The following is a 14326-nucleotide window of genomic DNA, read 5'->3' as shown; positions in this document are numbered from 1 at the left end:
AACAAAGAGTTGCCCTTGGCCGGACGTCCTCATCTTTCCCGAGACCGCATCGTCGAAGCGGCCCTTCATCTGCTTGATGCGAAGCCGGGTTCCGATCTCACCATGCGTACGCTGGCGGGCGACCTCGGCGTCGATCCCATGGCGATCTACCACTACATGCCCAACAAGGAGGCACTGCTGCATGCCGTGGTCGGCCGCTTCCTGGACGACTTCGAACTGCCCGAGCCCGAGGGTGGCTGGAAGGACCAGGTCGAGGCGCTGTGCCGCGCCTTTCGTGCTCTCGGGCATCGTCACCGCGGCGGATTCCTTGTCTATGTGCTCAACGAGAAATGGGCCGAGAACGAGGTCCATATCAACGAAGCGTTCTACAGCGTGCTGCGCGCGGCAGGGTTCGCGAAGACCGAGACCGTCTTCAGCGCGCAACTCTTGATGTCCTACACGGAGACCTTCACATGGGGCGAGCTGACCGATTGGCACGGCTCCTATTCGCCTGAGGAACGGCGCGATCTCGAAGGGGCACTCTCGGACGACCGCTATCCGGTCACGGCGAGCCTGGCCGGCGCGATGTACAACGTCACGATCGAGGAGGAATTCGACTTCGGCCTGAAGACCGTGATTGCCGGGCTCGACGCTCAGCGCAACGGGAACGGATCAGGCGGCGCGCCGTGAGCAGCGTGCGGCGAGCGCACACATGGCCGGGGTCTCTTCGTCGAACAACGATGTGAGCTCGCCCAGCACGGTGCCGCCCAGCTGCTCGACATCGACCAGGGTGACGGCGCGGCGGTAGTAGCGCGTGACGTCATGGCCGATACCGATGGCGATCAGTTCGACCGGGGACATGCCCTCGATCCAGCCGATCACATCGCGCAGATGGCGTTCCAGGTAGTTGCCCGAGTTGACCGACAGCGTGGAATCGTCGACCGGGGCACCGTCGGAGATCACCATCAGGATCTTGCGCTGCTCCGGGCGGCCGATCAGGCGCTCATGGGCCCAGAGCAGGGCCTCACCGTCGATGTTCTCCTTGAGCAGGCCCTCGCGCAGCATCAGGCCAAGGCTCTTGCGCGCCCGGCGCCAGGGCGCGTCGGCGGCCTTGTAGACGATATGGCGCAGGTCATTGAGCCGGCCCGGCGAGATCGGCTTGCTGTCCGACAGCCACTTCTCACGGCTGCGTCCGCCCTTCCAGGTGCGCGTCGTGAAGCCGAGGATTTCCACCTTCACGCCGCAGCGCTCCAGCGTCTGGGCCAGAATGTCGGCGCTCATCGCGGCGATGCCGATGGGACGACCGCGCATGGAACCGGAGTTGTCGATCAGCAACGAGACCACGGTGTCGCGGAACTCGGTCTCGTGCTCGATCTTGAAGCTGAGCGGCACCAGCGGGGCGACGACAATGCGCGACAATCGTGCCGAATCCAGAAGGCCTTCCTCCAGATCAAACTCCCAGGCCCGATTCTGCTGGGCCATCAGCTTGCGCTGCAGGCGGTTGGCAAGCTTGGAGGTGACACCGCGCAGATGCGCGATCTGCTGGTCGAGCTGGGTCCGAAGCCGGGTCAGTTCTTCTGGGTCGCAGAGATCCTGGGCATCGACGATTTCATCAAACTCCTGCGTGAATGCCTTGTAGGTCGGCTCGCGGCGATTACCGTACATGTCCTCGGGCCAGCGCATCTGCCCCGAGGGTTCGGTATCGTCTGCACCAGACGGGACCATCTGGTCATTGTCGGAGTCCTCGGCTTCGGCGGCCATGGCGTCGTCTTCGGCAGCCTGCTCATCCATGCTGTCGGCATCGCTCTGATCGTCGCTTCCGCTCTCGCCGGTTTCGCCCTCGGCCTCACCTTCGGCCTGGTCGGGATCGCTCTGATCGTCGGCGGCATCTGGATCGGTCTGCTCGGCGGTCTGGTCGGTCTCCTCGTCGGGCAGATCGAGATGCGTGATCAGCTTGCGCATCAGCTGCGCAAAGGCATCCTGGTGGCGCATCACGTCGCCGAGATTGTCGATGTCGTCGCCGATCTTGTCGTCGAGCCAGCTGCGCATCATGTCGACGGCCTTCTTGGCCGAAGGCGGCGGCGCCATGCCGGTCAGCTTCTCTCGCACCAGAAGGCCGATGATGTCGGCCAGCGGCGCTTCGTCCTGATCGACGATCCGGTGGAGGCCCTTGTTGCGGCAACGCTCCTCGAGCACCACCGAGACGTTCCCGGCCACACCCTTCATGCGATTGATGCCGAGGCACTCGCAACGCGCATCCTCGACCGCGTCGTAGATCGTGCGGCCAATCTCGCCCATCGGGCGGCGGCGGGCGTGGGTCTTGGCGTCATGATGGCGCATCTTGAGTGCCAACTGATCGGCCTCGCCGCGAGTCATGGCCACGGTATGGACATCAAGATCGCGCGTCGGCTGGGTCAGCTGGGCACTGTGACCCGAAACCAACGGCTCCTGGACACCGAAGTTGACCTCAAGCTCGGCGTCGCGCGACATCGCACGCATCGTACCCGCAACGGCGCGCTTGAACGTCTCGACCCTGTTTTCGTCACAGCTCAACGGTCAGGACTCCACGGCGGGGCCAGCGCCCCGTTACTGCGCCGCGTTCTGGAGAACCGCCGACTCCGGTAGCTCCTGGCCGAAGCAGCGCTGATAGAACTCCGCTATTTGCGGGCGCTCGGTCTCGTCGCACTTGTTGAGGAAGGTGAGCCGGAAGGCGAAGCCCAGGTCGCCGAAGATCTCGGCGTTCTCGGCCCAGGTGATGACCGTACGGGGCGACATGACGGTCGAGATGTCGCCGGTCATGAAGGCGCCGCGGGTGAGATCGGCGACGGCGACCATCTGCTTGATCGTCTCCTTTCCCTTCTTGTTGTCGAAGCCCGACATCTTGGAAAGGATGATCTTCTCTTCTTCCTGGTGCTCCAGGTAGTTGAGCGTCGAGACAATCGACCAGCGGTCCATCTGGCCCTGGTTGATCTGCTGGGTGCCGTGATAGAGGCCAGTCGTGTCGCCGAGGCCGACCGTGTTGGCGGTCGAGAACAGGCGGAACGACTTGTGCGGGTGGATCACCTTGTTCTGGTCGAGCAGCGTCATCTTGCCCTGTACCTCCAGCACGCGCTGGATCACGAACATCACGTCCGGCCGGCCGGCGTCATACTCGTCGAAGACGAGCGCGATCGGATGCTGGATTGCCCAAGGCAGGATACCCTCGCGGTACTCGGTGACCTGCTTGCCGTCGCGCAGAACGATCGCGTCCTTGCCGATCAGGTCAATGCGGCTGATGTGGCTGTCGAGGTTGACGCGGATGCACGGCCAGTTGAGGCGCGCGGCAACCTGCTCGATATGGGTCGATTTGCCGGTGCCGTGATAGCCTTGGATCAGGACGCGGCGGTTGTGGGCGAAGCCTGCAAGGATCGCGAGCGTCGTCTGCGGGTCGAAGACATAGGCATTGTCGACGTCCGGCACATGCTCGGTTCGCTTGGAGTACGCTGGCACTTCCATCGTCGTGTCGATGCCAAAAGTCTTGGGGACCTTCACGGTCGTGTCGGGCTGGCCTTCGGGAAGCAGGCCGATATCGCAGGGTTCTGTCACCATCTCTATACGTCGTCTTTGAGGTACTTGGATATGGGCCGGAACGTTTGGCCCTTGCCGCCGGGACCGCACATCCCAAACGTCTGAGCCGGCAGCCGGACCGGTTCAAACGCGGGTTACATTGGCACGGCCCGATAGCCGCTTACAAGCCGACGAACGCGGATTTCAACGAGTCTCGGTGCGTGCCTCGTCGGTCAGGCGGCGGTAGGCCCAGATGACGTCGCGCAAGCGGTCCTCAGCCTCCTTGTCGCCGCCGTTGAGATCGGGGTGGCAGGCCTTCACCTCTTCCTTGAAACGGCGTTTGATGGACGCTTTGTCGGTGCCAGGCTTGAGCTTGAGAATCGAGAAGGCTCGCCGCCCCTCCTCAAGCGTGCCGTCGTCTTTGGCGCGCGCGTTCCCGCCGTTGCGCTGCCGGCCTTCGTCTTGGTCCATGAAGCCGAAGGGGTTGCGGAAATCGTCGTTCAGGAAGGCTTCGCGGAAGGCCTTGCTGCGGATCAGGCGCTCGTCGGGCCGCCATGTCGGGCGATGCCATGTCAGATCTTCCCGCTGATAAGCCTCGATCTCGTCACGGTTCCAGCCCTCGAAGAAGTTCCACTGGATGTTGAATTCACGCACGTGGTCGAGGCAGAGGTACTGGAACTCGCCGATCTGATTGTGCGACATGGGCGCACGGTGCTCTCCGGCCTTGCCGCAGCCGGGCCAGTTGCAGAGGCGCTCGGGGATGGCTCCCATCTCGTCGAGCGCACGCTGAGAGCGTGATCGTGCCATCTTGGGAGTATGGGAACCAGCCTTGGGTCTTGCAAGAAACCCTTGGCCTTGACATCTGTGTCAGCAGACATGCAGGAGATCGACGATGCGTGTGGCAACGGCAATCCGGACCAAGCTCGAAACGGCGCTGGACCCGACGGAGCTCGAGGTGATCGATGAATCACACCTCCATGCCGGCCACGTCGGCACCCGGCCGGAGGGCGAAAGCCATTTCCGCATACGTGTCGTTTCAGGCGCCTTCGAGAGCATCAACCGCGTCGCCCGACAGCGCCTGATCTACAAGGCGCTGGCCGAGGAGATGCAGACCGACATCCACGCCTTGACGATCGATGCCAAGGCGCCCGGTCAAGGTTGACGCGCACCGCTGAGCACCGGAGTTCCGGTCTCGCCCAGACGGCCCATCACACGATTGTTGAGGCCGAGCCGCTTGTTGGCGACATGAAACAGGGCCTGGTTGCTGGTGACAACCGGTTTGCCAGTACGCGACTCGAGTGCGGTGATCACCTCAACCGCGCGCATGTCGGTGCACGACATGACGATCGCATCGGCCTGGGGGTGGTCGGCACGCAGGCCAAGGTCGAACACGACCGGGGGCGTCAGCGCGTTCTGGCCGTCGCTGTCGAGGTCCTCGCCGACATAGGCCGATTGGATGACCTGCCGGCCGCTGGCGCCGAGGAAGGCTGCGGACTCGCGGTTGAGCTCCTCGGTGTAGGGCGAGCAGAAACCGATCGTGCGGGCGTCGAGGTCGTTGAGCGCCTCGACCAGGGCACCGGCAGCCGTCACGGCGGGGACGCCGGACTTGTCCTCGATCATCGCGCAGAAGTTGCGGTCGTAGTCCGGTCCCATCGAGAGCGTTGCCGAGGTACAGCCGTAGAGGACGATGTCGGGCTTGGCAGGCAGCAGCATGGCGAGCACGTCATCGAGACCGGCGAGCGCGAACTTCCGCATCTGCTCGGAATCGGGCACTGCATCAAGGTCGTAACCGCCAGCCCGCATGACATGGCAGGAGACGCCGTCGGGCCGCAGAAGGGCGATGTCGGCTTCGAGATTGGTGTTCGTGAACGGCGTGATGATGCCGATACGGGCGCGACCGCGGGAACGGCTGTCGGCAATCTCGGGTACGTCAGCCTGCATCGCCGTGCCTCCGGAGCGGTTTCTATTCGGCGGCGTTTTCGCCCAGTGGACCAGTATACCAGTCGGGAAACTCGCGCGCGACCACGGAGCTGTCGCTGGCCCAGGTGTGGCAGCCGTCGATCACCCAGGGCTTCTTTCCGGGTTCGTCGTCGATCTCCTCGCCGTCGCGGCGCTTGCGGCCATAGAGCGCCTGCATGGCCACGGTCGCCATGCGGCCCAGCATCTCGCGCAGGTGGGTGCAGCCGTGGGTGCTGCCGAGATGCTCACGGACCTTCCTGTTCCAGCCGGGCCCGATACGGACGCCGATGAGCTTCCTGTGGTCGGGCTCAATGCGCGTGCAGAAGTGGTAAGGCGTGTGATCCATCTTGGCCACGACATCCTGTACGATGAAGTTCTCGTCGATCGTCAGCCGGATCCACATAGCGTGGAGTGGCTCGCCCGCCTCAATGTAGCCCCGGTCCTTGTTCGGAAAGCCGTAGGTCTTCACGTCGGCCAGATAGGCATCGAGGTCGAACAGACCGTCCTCGCGTTCATAGGCGCGGGTGACGATCTCACGGGTATGGATCAACTCGCGGCGGGCCGGTTCGGGCAGGGGCATTGGGGGGCGATCCAAGATCTGATTGTGCGGTGCAGCATAAAGCCGCTTCCGCACGGCCTTCAAGACATGAAACCCGATGCTCGTGTAGAGCGTGTCAGACCGGCAGACCGACGCGCTGGCGTATGGCGGGGTCGCAAAGCGAGATGTCGTCGCCGAAGAGGTCGCCGGCGTCGTCGGTGCAGAGCCATGCCCTGGCCACCCGTTCGGACGGAATGTGGACGGCGGGGTCACGTTGGCTGACCGGATTGATGCCCGGGGCCTTGATCTGGACCTGCATCTCGGTCGCCACGGTGTCCGGGCTCAGCCCGACGACCCTGATGCCGCTTTCACCGACCTCCTTGTGGGCGCGGCGGGTCAGCAACAGGGCGGCAGCCTTGCTCGAACAATGATGACTCCAACCTTCCAGCGCGCCGGTCGCCGCGCCCGGGATGATGTTGACCATGACGCCCGAGCCCGGCGCCTCCATGATCAGCAGCGCCGCACGCAGGTCGAAGTAAACGCCCTTGTAGTTTGATGTCGGCCGCCTGCGCCCAGGCTTCGGGATCGCTCTCGGTCAGCCGCACTACAGGGTCGATGACACCGGCGTTGTTGACCAGGATGTGGCAAGGGCCGATCCACTGCTGGCAACGATCTCGTTGGCCAGGGCCTCGATCAGTTCGGCCGAACGGGCCGTCAGCATCACCTTCGCGCCGCGGGCGGTCGGTTTCCGTCGCGGTTGCGGCACCGATGCCGCGGCCGGCGCCCGTCACCAGCGCCACGGTGCCATCAAGATTGGTCATCGCGTTGCCCACGCCTGCGACGAAACCAGACTCGATTCGATCGGTCCCCGCGGCCCCTCAGACTCAGCGCGTCGGTGACGTTCGGCGAGACCTGTGTCGTGCCGCACCTGACCGAACTGCGACAACACTGCCCTGATCTCGCGGTCGAGCTAGTACTCACCGACGCCAATCTCGATCTGGTACGTGACGGCATCGACCTTGCCATCCGGCTCGGCGAGCGAGTCGAAGGTGACGTCATCGCAAGCAAGCTTCTGGTCACGTGTTATTTCGTGTGCGCCAGCCCAGCCTACGTATCAGATAACGGGCATACCGACCGCCCGGTAGACTTGTTCGAGCATGACTGCCTCGTGTTCACGTTGCCAGGATATCGGTCACACTGGATGTTTCGTGATGAAGACGGGATCGAAGAGGCGGTTCCCGTCCGCTCCGGCATTGCGATCTCCAATGCGCAGGCGCTCCGGACCGCTGCGCGCGCCGGCCTCGGTTCTTGTCTGCTGGCCGACTGGCTTGTCGGCGAGGATCTGACAACCGGGCGCTTGGTCGACCTGTTCCCGCGCCACGATGTCAGCGCCACCAGCTTCGAAACAGCGGCCCGGTTCGTCTATCCCAGTTGATCCTACGTGCCGGAGAAGGTGCGTGTGGCCATTGAGGTCCTGCGTCAGACGATCGGGATCGTCGCGGTGATGGGTCACATGCCCGCCATCCACCAGGCGACCGGAACGATCACGGGCGTCAGGACCAGGATAACGACGGTCGAGAGCACGATGTAGCTCGCGACCTCGCCGGGCGAATTATCGAACTTTACAGAGGCCAGATAGTTGAAAACTGCGCCCGGCATGCAGCAGGCGATGGTCACGACGCCACGGGCGACCCCCTCGAGGCTGAGGACCTCGCACAGCAGATAGGCGACGACGAAGCCGAGGATCACGCGCAGCACAACGACGCTGAAAGGCCGGACGAAGGACACGACCTTCATGCGCATGAGCGAGCCCCCGAGCATGATCAGCATCAGCGGTATCGTCAGGCCGCCGATCAGGTCGGTCGTGTTGGTCAGCCAGAGCGGCGGATGGGTGTCGGTCAGCGTGAAGGCGAGGGCCACCGAGATCGCATAGATGTGCGGCGTTTTCAGCATCTCGAGGGGCGATGGCGAGCCGGATATCAGCCAGAAGTGGATGGTGAAGAACAGCACCGACTGCACGGCGAACATGATGAGGCCGAGCTCAAGGCCGGCGTCGCCGAAGGCGAAGAGGTTCAAGGGCAGACCAAGATTGCCGAGGTTGCCGAACACGACTGGCGGCAGATAGACGCCCGACGGCAGGCGCACGACCTTCAACAGCAACCAGCCCGAACCCAGAAACATGAGCAGCATCATGACCGCAGCCAGCGCCATGACGCCCAGTTCCAGCGCGGGCACCGACAGCGTCGAAATCGTCGAGAAGACCAGGCATGGCGTGCCGACATTCAGGATTATCTGGGTCAGGCTCGCTGGATCGGCCAGTTTGCCCCAGCGCGCCCAGGCGATACCAGCCAGTATGGCAACGGCGATCGGCGTCAGGACCGGAACGAGAGCTGCAATGAGCTGCATGCGGACTAGTCCTCGCCGCCCCGGGAGTCCTGAAGCGGTATGACCCGCAGCTGCGTAATCTGGTTGCGCTGCTTGCCGGTGATCTCATAGCGGAAGCCGTGGAAGACAAAGACCTGGCCGATGTCGGGGATCTGCTGGGCTTCGTGAATGACGAGGCCGGCGATGGTCGTCGCCTCCTCGTCGGGCAGGTTCCAGTCGAACTCGCGATTCACGTCACGGATTGTCGCAGCACCCTCGACTGTGATCGAACCGTCCGCATCGACCGCCGCTTCGGACGTCACGATGTCGTGCTCGTCTTCGATCTCGCCGACGATCTCCTCAAGGATGTCCTCCAACGTCACCAGGCCCATCAGCGTGCCGTATTCGTCGACCACCAGCGCGAAGTGGGCGTGGCGTTCGCGGAAGGCCGAGAGCTGCTCGCTCAGGGTGGTGGTATCGGGCACGAACCAGGGCTCGCTCGCGATCGTCAGGACGTCCAAGCCCTCGCTTGATCCTCCGCGTCGATGCAGTTCGCGCAGCAGGTTCTTGGCGTGCAAAACGCCGACGATGTTGTCGGTGTCGTCACGCCAGAGCGGGACACGCGTGTGCGGGCTTCGAAGGGCCGCGGCGATGATCTCGTGCGAGGCGTCATCGGCGTTGATCGTCTCCATCGAGCGACGATGGGTCATGATCTCGCCGACCTCGACCTCGCTCAGATCGAGCACGCCATCGAGCATGGCGTGTTCGTCTTTCACCAGTCCACCCTCGTGCTTGTAGAGCGCAAGCGTACCGCGGATCTCTTCATCCGACGGGGTGAGATCCTCCACGTCCGGGGCACCGACCATCCGCAACATCAGGCTGACCAGGACGTGCAGCGCCCAAGTGATAGGCCGCGAGACCCAAACCACGACGCGCATGATGGGCGCGACCGCCAGTGCGAAGCGCTCGGAGTGGCGGATCGCATAGGTCTTCGGCAGGACCTCGGCGAACACGACGACCAGAATGGTCATGGCGGTCGTGGCGTAGATCACGCCAGCCTCGCCGACCAGTTCGGTGAAGGCGTAGGTCGCCATCGACGCCGCGGCGATGTTGAACAGGTTGTTGCCGACCAAGATCGCACCAATCAGGCGCTCGCGATCCTGAATCAGGGCCGTCACCTTGGCCGCACGCCGGTTTCCGCCGAGTTCCAGGTTGTGGATCTTGGACCGGTTGGCCGCAGTCAGCGCCGTTTCGGAGCCTGAGAAGACGGCCGAGCAGACGATGAAAATGGCGATGAGAACGATGAAGAGTTCGAGCACTCCGAACATGACATGTCACCGGGATCGTGAAGGGTGGTGCGGCATCAGGCCGCGGAGGAAGGGCGCGCCAGCATCTCGGCAAGGAAGTCGCGCACGGTTTCGGGCACGATCTCGCGGGTGATGAAGGCATTGCCGATGCCGCGCAGGAGAATGAAGGCGATCTGGCCGTCCTGGACCTTCTTGTCTTTTGACATGTGCGCCACAAGCGCCGAGGCGTCCTGCGCGGGAAGGCCGAGATCGTCGGGATGCACGGGTAGGCCGATGGCACGCATGTGACGCACCGCGCGTTCGGCGTCCTGCCCCGGGCACAGGCCCTGCTGATGGGACAAACCGAAGGCCATCGCCATGCCGATGGCGACCGCCTCGCCATGAATCAGATTGCCATCGAAGCCGCAGGACACCTCAAGGGCATGGCCGAAGGTGTGTCCGAGATTGAAGAGGGCGCGCAGGTTGCCCTCCTTCTCGTCGGCCACGACGATGCTCGACTTGTTGGCGCAACTGGTCAGTACCGCATGGCGCTGCGCGTCAGTGTCGCCGCCGATCACCCGTGCGCCGTTCTCTTCAAGCCACTCGAAGAAGGGGCGGTCGCCGAGAAAGCCGTACTTCACGACTTCGGCGTAGCCGGCCATCAGTTCGCGGGGCGGCAGGGTGGCCAGCATGCCGGTGTCGGCCAGCACCAGGCGCGGCTGGTGGAAGGCGCCCACCAGGTTCTTGCCGTGATGCGTGTCGATGCCCGTCTTGCCGCCGATCGAACTGTCGACCTGGGCCAGCAGGGTCGTGGGGAGCTGGACGAAGTCGACACCGCGCAACAGCACGCTCGCCGCAAAGCCAGTGAGATCGCCGATCACGCCACCGCCAAGTGCGACCAGCGAATCCCGGCGCTCCAGGCCGAGGTCGAGGAGGCGGTTCATCAGGACCTCAAAATGCGCGAAGTCCTTGGTCTGCTCGCCAGGTGGCAGGATGATCGTGTCATGACGGATGCCGCCGCGGTCGAGCGCGGCCGTCAGCCTTGCGAGATGCAGCTTGGCAAGGATTTCGTCCGTCACGACCACGACACGCCGCCGCTTCAAGACGGGTGCCATGAACTCCGCCGCGCGATCGATCAGGCCGTCACCGACAAGGATGTCGTAAGCACGCTCACCAAGCGGAACCGTCAGCGTTTCCAATGTGCTCATGCCGCCTCGTGCTGCTGCAAGGCCTCGACGATGCGTTTGACGATGGCATCGTGCGGGTCCTCGTTGCTGTCGATCACGATGTCGGCCTCGGCATAGACGGGGTAACGCTCGGCGATCAGCCGTTCCATGGTCTTGCGCGGATCGCCCTTTTTGAGCAGAGGGCGGTTGTCCCTGCGACTTACCCGCGACATCAGCAGGTTCAGATCTGCGCGCAGCCAGATCGAAATCGCCCGTGCCTTGATCCGCTTGCGCGTCTCGTCGTTCATGAAGGCACCGCCGCCGGTGGCGAGCACCTTGGGCCAGCCGCCCAGCAGCCGCGCGATGACGCGCCGCTCGCCGTCGCGGAACTCCTGCTCCCCGTGACGTTCGAAGATCTCCGGAATCGTGCAATCGGCCGCGGTCTCGATCTCGTTGTCGGCGTCCACGAAGGGAATCTCGAGGCGCGCCGCCAGCCGACGACCGATGGTCGACTTGCCGGCGCCCATCAGCCCGACCAGGGCGATCGTCCGATCCGGTCTGGGGAGGTCGTTGTCGCTCACGTGTGTTCTTGTGTTGATAGGTTGAACCGCAGCGATTGCCACATCCGCGCCATAATGCGACATAACATAGATTCTTCCGAACTTCCCATGGACGTACAGGCGGGGTCATGCGCTTTCTCGTTCGATTGGTCGTGCTCTTGCTGATTGCCGTCGTTGTCGGAGGAGTCGCCTTCCTCGCGACATGGGACATTCCGCCGCCGACCCACCGTGTTGAAGAGACGATCCCGAATGACCGTTTCGATCCGTAGCGTTGTCGCTACGGCGTTTGTCCTGTCTCTCGGTGTTGCCGCGGGACCGGCCGGCGCGCAGGAAGACAACGAGCCGCTTGTCATCATTCCGCTCGGCGAACCCGACAATGCCAGATCCGGATCCGTGACGGCCGAGTCGGGTTCGGAGCTTGAGGTCGAGGTTCTTGAATCGGTCAACGCTGGCGCGGCCGGTACGCTCAATGCTGACGATGGCCTGGGTGCCGATCTTTGGCGCGGCAGCAATGCCCGGGCCGTCGCCCTGCTGGTGCCTCGGATCGAGAGCGGCACGGGCTCCCAGGTCATGACCGATCTGGCCCGTCGCCTGTTGCTGACGTCGGGGGCCTTGCCTCTGGGCGACATCGGCGACTTTCTCGGCGCCAGAACCGATCGGCTGATCGCGATCGGCCGCCAGGACGATGTCGCCGGTCTGGTCGACAGCGCGGGCCAGCGGGCCATGACACCGGCCGCCTATCAGAGCGAGGTAGAGCTGCTCCTGCTGCGCGGGGACAACGATGCCGCATGCCAGGTCGCGCAGAACGCGCTTGCGACCGGCACTGACGACGGCACTGCCATGACCCTTGTCTTCTGCCAGCGCCTGGCCGGTCAGAATGCCGCCGCCGACCTCGGTCTGGCGGTGCTTGAGGACACGGGGGCTCAGCTCGACGACCGCTTTATGGCGCTCGACCACGGCCTCGCAAGCGGCCAGGCCGTCTCCCTCGATTCGCTCGCGGGCGCCGACCCCCTGCTGTTTGCCATGACGCTTGCGACTGGTACCACGCTCGACCCCGCGCTGCTTGATGACGCGCCGGCGCCAATCATGCGCGCGGCGGCAATGCTCGACGCGCTCCCGTTTGAAACCCGTCTGGTCGCCGCCGAACGCGCCGTCGCGGCGGGCACCATGGACGGTGCCACGCTGGGCCGGCTCTACAGTGCCGCCTCGTTCAACGAGGAGCAGATCGTCAATGCCCTGAGCCGCGCGGACCAGACGACGGGACCGCTGGGGCGGGCTCTGCTGTTCCAGGCCGCGCAGCGCCAGACGCTGCCCGCAGCCAAGGCCGAGGCGCTCTCCAGCCTTCTTCGCCATGCCGCACGAGACGATGGGCAACTGGGCTTCCTCGCGGCATCGCGCGGCATCGCGCCGGACGTGATCGGAATCGTGGCGGGATCGGAGGTCGCCTGGTTCTCTGGCGATGCAAGCATGGCGCTGCTCGCGGCTGGCGAGCCTGAGGCTGCGGCCCGCTGGTGGCCGCTGCTGGAAGATCGCGCGCGCAACGATCAGGTTGCCGCCGCGCAGGCGGCTGCCCTCTGGCCGATCTTCCGCCTGGCCTTCGGCGAACAGCTGGCCGACGACGGCTCCAGAATGGCGACGTGGCGCGATGCCAGGGCACGGATCGCACCAGAACGGCTTCCCGAGCAGACTGAGCTTTTCCTGGCCCTCATGGCCGCGCTCGACGACAGGGCCGCCGAATCGTTGACTGTCGATGCCCTGGCGGCGCCCGCGACAACGCAAGCGACGGCACAACAGACAAGCAACGCCGGAGAGCGTGTGGCGCTGGCCGCTGCCGCCCGCGACGGCCGCGTTGGCGATGCCGTTCTGCTGTCGCTCGTACTTCTGGGCTCGGACGGGCCGGCCGGTGCCGACCCGATTGTCTTGGGCGAGGTCATCGAAGTGCTGCGCGCGATCGATCTGGGGCGAGAAGCCCGGCTTCTTGCCATGGAAGCGGCCTTCGCCAACGCGATCTGAGCCCATCGTGGACGCATGGCTCGTCGAAACCTTCCTGGAGATGATGGTCGCCGAGCGTGGTGCCGCCGCCAATACAGTGGCGGCCTACAGACGCGATCTCAAAGACATGGAGGGTTTTCTCGAGAAGCGCCGCGTCAGCGCGAGCAACGCTGGGAGTGACGATCTCCGTGCCTATCTCACTGCGCTGCAGAGACGGGGTGCGAGCAAACGCACGGCGGCCCGCCGGCTGTCGGCCCTGCGCCAGTTCTACCGTTTTCTCTACGCCGAGGGCGAACGCGACGACGATCCGACCACGACGCTTGAAGCGCCACGGGCCGACCGCCCGCTGCCGAAAGTCCTAAGCGAGGACGAGACCGATACTCTGCTCCGGGCGGCGCGCGCCGATTCCTCTGTCGCAGGGCTGCGGCGGGCCGCATTGATCGAACTGCTCTATGCTACGGGTTTGCGTGTCAGCGAGCTCGTAAGCCTTCCCAGCCGTGCGTTGCGGGCCGATGCGCCGTTCATCATCGTGACCGGCAAGGGTGGACGCGAACGGCTGGTTCCAGTAGGTGAGGAGGCGGCTCAAGCTGTCCGGGCATGGCTCGCCGCGCAGAATTGCCCATCGCCCTGGCTGTTTCCGTCCCATGGAGCCTCCGGGCACCTGACCCGTCAGGTCGTCGGCAAGATGCTGAAGCAACTCGCCATAGCTTCGGGGATCGCGCCGGAACGGGTTTCGCCGCACATCCTGCGCCATGCCTTTGCCAGCCATCTGCTCGCTCATGGTGCCGATCTGCGTTCGGTTCAGACCATGCTGGGCCATGCCGATATCTCAACAACCCAGATCTACACCCATGTTCTGGAAGAGCGGTTGAAATCCACGGTGTTCGGGTATCATCCGCTCGCTTGACACGGCAACGCGCGCCGTGCATTGACGCG

General features: G+C 64.4%; 14 protein-coding genes and 1 pseudogene. 5 read left to right on the top strand and 10 right to left on the bottom strand.

Annotated features, from left to right (window positions below):
• The first annotated feature begins 15 nt into the window (after positions 1-15).
• The gene (locus GDA49_12180) at positions 16-669 is read left to right on the top strand and encodes a TetR/AcrR family transcriptional regulator C-terminal domain-containing protein (protein ID MBC6441138.1); all 654 of its coding nucleotides are present in this window, start codon (positions 16-18) and stop codon (positions 667-669) included.
• On the opposite strand, the gene cobT is transcribed toward GDA49_12180, so the two are convergent.
• The 3 genes from cobT to GDA49_12165 form a co-directional block, all read right to left on the bottom strand.
• Positions 652-2478, bottom strand: coding sequence for a cobaltochelatase subunit CobT (gene cobT / locus GDA49_12175; GenBank protein ID MBC6441137.1), 1827 nt, complete (start codon positions 2476-2478; stop codon positions 652-654). The two genes, GDA49_12180 and cobT, sit on opposite strands and share 18 nt — an antisense overlap.
• Positions 2479-2565: 87 nt before the next feature.
• The gene (gene cobS, locus GDA49_12170) at positions 2566-3567 is read right to left on the bottom strand and encodes a cobaltochelatase subunit CobS (GenBank protein ID MBC6441136.1); all 1002 of its coding nucleotides are present in this window, start codon (positions 3565-3567) and stop codon (positions 2566-2568) included.
• Positions 3568-3729: 162 nt separating this feature from the next.
• A complete protein-coding gene (locus tag GDA49_12165; protein MBC6441135.1) occupies positions 3730-4332 on the bottom strand; it encodes a J domain-containing protein in 603 nt (200 codons plus the stop codon).
• Positions 4333-4417: 85 nt separating this feature from the next.
• Here GDA49_12165 and GDA49_12160 point away from each other — a divergent pair, with 85 nt between their 5' ends.
• Positions 4418-4687: a BolA family transcriptional regulator gene (locus tag GDA49_12160; GenBank protein MBC6441134.1), complete on the top strand. Its 270-nt coding sequence runs from the start codon at positions 4418-4420 to the stop codon at positions 4685-4687.
• Here the strand turns inward: GDA49_12160 and GDA49_12155 are convergent.
• From GDA49_12155 to GDA49_12145, 3 genes and pseudogenes are all read right to left on the bottom strand, one after another.
• Positions 4678-5466, bottom strand: coding sequence for an Asp/Glu racemase (locus tag GDA49_12155; protein MBC6441133.1), 789 nt, complete (start codon positions 5464-5466; stop codon positions 4678-4680). The genes GDA49_12160 and GDA49_12155 overlap by 10 nt on opposite strands.
• Positions 5467-5488: 22 nt before the next feature.
• Positions 5489-6064 (bottom strand): DUF2889 domain-containing protein, encoded by a 576-nt coding sequence (locus tag GDA49_12150; GenBank protein MBC6441132.1) that lies wholly within the window; start codon positions 6062-6064, stop codon positions 5489-5491.
• A gap of 94 nt (positions 6065-6158) precedes the next feature.
• Positions 6159-6843, bottom strand: a pseudogene (locus GDA49_12145) (SDR family oxidoreductase).
• 74 nt (positions 6844-6917) lie between these two features.
• On the opposite strand from GDA49_12145, the gene GDA49_12140 reads away from it, so the two are divergent.
• Complete coding sequence (locus GDA49_12140) at positions 6918-7457, top strand: hypothetical protein (protein ID MBC6441131.1); 540 nt, start codon at positions 6918-6920, stop codon at positions 7455-7457.
• A 74-nt stretch (positions 7458-7531) separates the two neighbouring features.
• Here the strand turns inward: GDA49_12140 and GDA49_12135 are convergent, their stop codons facing one another.
• From GDA49_12135 to GDA49_12120, 4 genes are read right to left on the bottom strand one after another with little or no spacing between them, the layout of a single operon-like run.
• Positions 7532-8428: an AEC family transporter gene (locus GDA49_12135; GenBank protein ID MBC6441130.1), complete on the bottom strand. Its 897-nt coding sequence runs from the start codon at positions 8426-8428 to the stop codon at positions 7532-7534.
• 5 nt (positions 8429-8433) lie between these two features.
• Positions 8434-9714, bottom strand: coding sequence for an HlyC/CorC family transporter (locus tag GDA49_12130; GenBank protein MBC6441129.1), 1281 nt, complete (start codon positions 9712-9714; stop codon positions 8434-8436).
• 35 nt (positions 9715-9749) lie between these two features.
• Positions 9750-10880: a 3-dehydroquinate synthase gene (locus GDA49_12125; protein ID MBC6441128.1), complete on the bottom strand. Its 1131-nt coding sequence runs from the start codon at positions 10878-10880 to the stop codon at positions 9750-9752.
• Positions 10877-11482, bottom strand: coding sequence for a shikimate kinase (locus GDA49_12120; protein ID MBC6441127.1), 606 nt, complete (start codon positions 11480-11482; stop codon positions 10877-10879). The genes GDA49_12125 and GDA49_12120 overlap by 4 nt, the downstream gene beginning before the upstream one ends.
• A gap of 44 nt (positions 11483-11526) precedes the next feature.
• On the opposite strand from GDA49_12120, the gene GDA49_12115 reads away from it, so the two are divergent.
• Positions 11527-11667, top strand: a complete 141-nt coding sequence (locus GDA49_12115) for a hypothetical protein (protein ID MBC6441126.1) — start codon at positions 11527-11529, stop codon at positions 11665-11667.
• Positions 11668-13253: 1586 nt separating this feature from the next.
• A complete protein-coding gene (locus GDA49_12110) occupies positions 13254-14297 on the top strand; it encodes a site-specific tyrosine recombinase XerD (GenBank protein MBC6441125.1) in 1044 nt (347 codons plus the stop codon).
• The last annotated feature ends 29 nt before the right edge of the window (positions 14298-14326 follow it).

This window comes from Rhodospirillales bacterium (assembly GCA_014323865.1).
GTDB lineage: Bacteria > Pseudomonadota > Alphaproteobacteria > SP197 > SP197 > SP197.
Note: the sequence above shows the minus strand (reverse complement) of the source record. Positions and strands in the feature narration are given on the sequence as shown.

Coding starts and splice junctions, on each gene's coding strand:
- GDA49_12130 (MBC6441129.1), bottom strand. CDS start 9,714: ATGTTCGGAGTGCTCGAACTCTTCATCGTTCTCATCGCCATTTTCATC.
- GDA49_12110 (MBC6441125.1), top strand. CDS start 13,254: ATGCCGTTCTGCTGTCGCTCGTACTTCTGGGCTCGGACGGGCCGGCCG.
- GDA49_12115 (MBC6441126.1), top strand. CDS start 11,527: ATGCGCTTTCTCGTTCGATTGGTCGTGCTCTTGCTGATTGCCGTCGTT.
- GDA49_12120 (MBC6441127.1), bottom strand. CDS start 11,482: ATGTCGCATTATGGCGCGGATGTGGCAATCGCTGCGGTTCAACCTATC.
- cobS (MBC6441136.1), bottom strand. CDS start 3,567: ATGGTGACAGAACCCTGCGATATCGGCCTGCTTCCCGAAGGCCAGCCC.
- GDA49_12150 (MBC6441132.1), bottom strand. CDS start 6,064: ATGCCCCTGCCCGAACCGGCCCGCCGCGAGTTGATCCATACCCGTGAG.
- GDA49_12160 (MBC6441134.1), top strand. CDS start 4,418: ATGCGTGTGGCAACGGCAATCCGGACCAAGCTCGAAACGGCGCTGGAC.
- GDA49_12135 (MBC6441130.1), bottom strand. CDS start 8,428: ATGCAGCTCATTGCAGCTCTCGTTCCGGTCCTGACGCCGATCGCCGTT.
- GDA49_12165 (MBC6441135.1), bottom strand. CDS start 4,332: ATGGCACGATCACGCTCTCAGCGTGCGCTCGACGAGATGGGAGCCATC.
- GDA49_12155 (MBC6441133.1), bottom strand. CDS start 5,466: ATGCAGGCTGACGTACCCGAGATTGCCGACAGCCGTTCCCGCGGTCGC.
- cobT (MBC6441137.1), bottom strand. CDS start 2,478: ATGCGTGCGATGTCGCGCGACGCCGAGCTTGAGGTCAACTTCGGTGTC.
- GDA49_12125 (MBC6441128.1), bottom strand. CDS start 10,880: ATGAGCACATTGGAAACGCTGACGGTTCCGCTTGGTGAGCGTGCTTAC.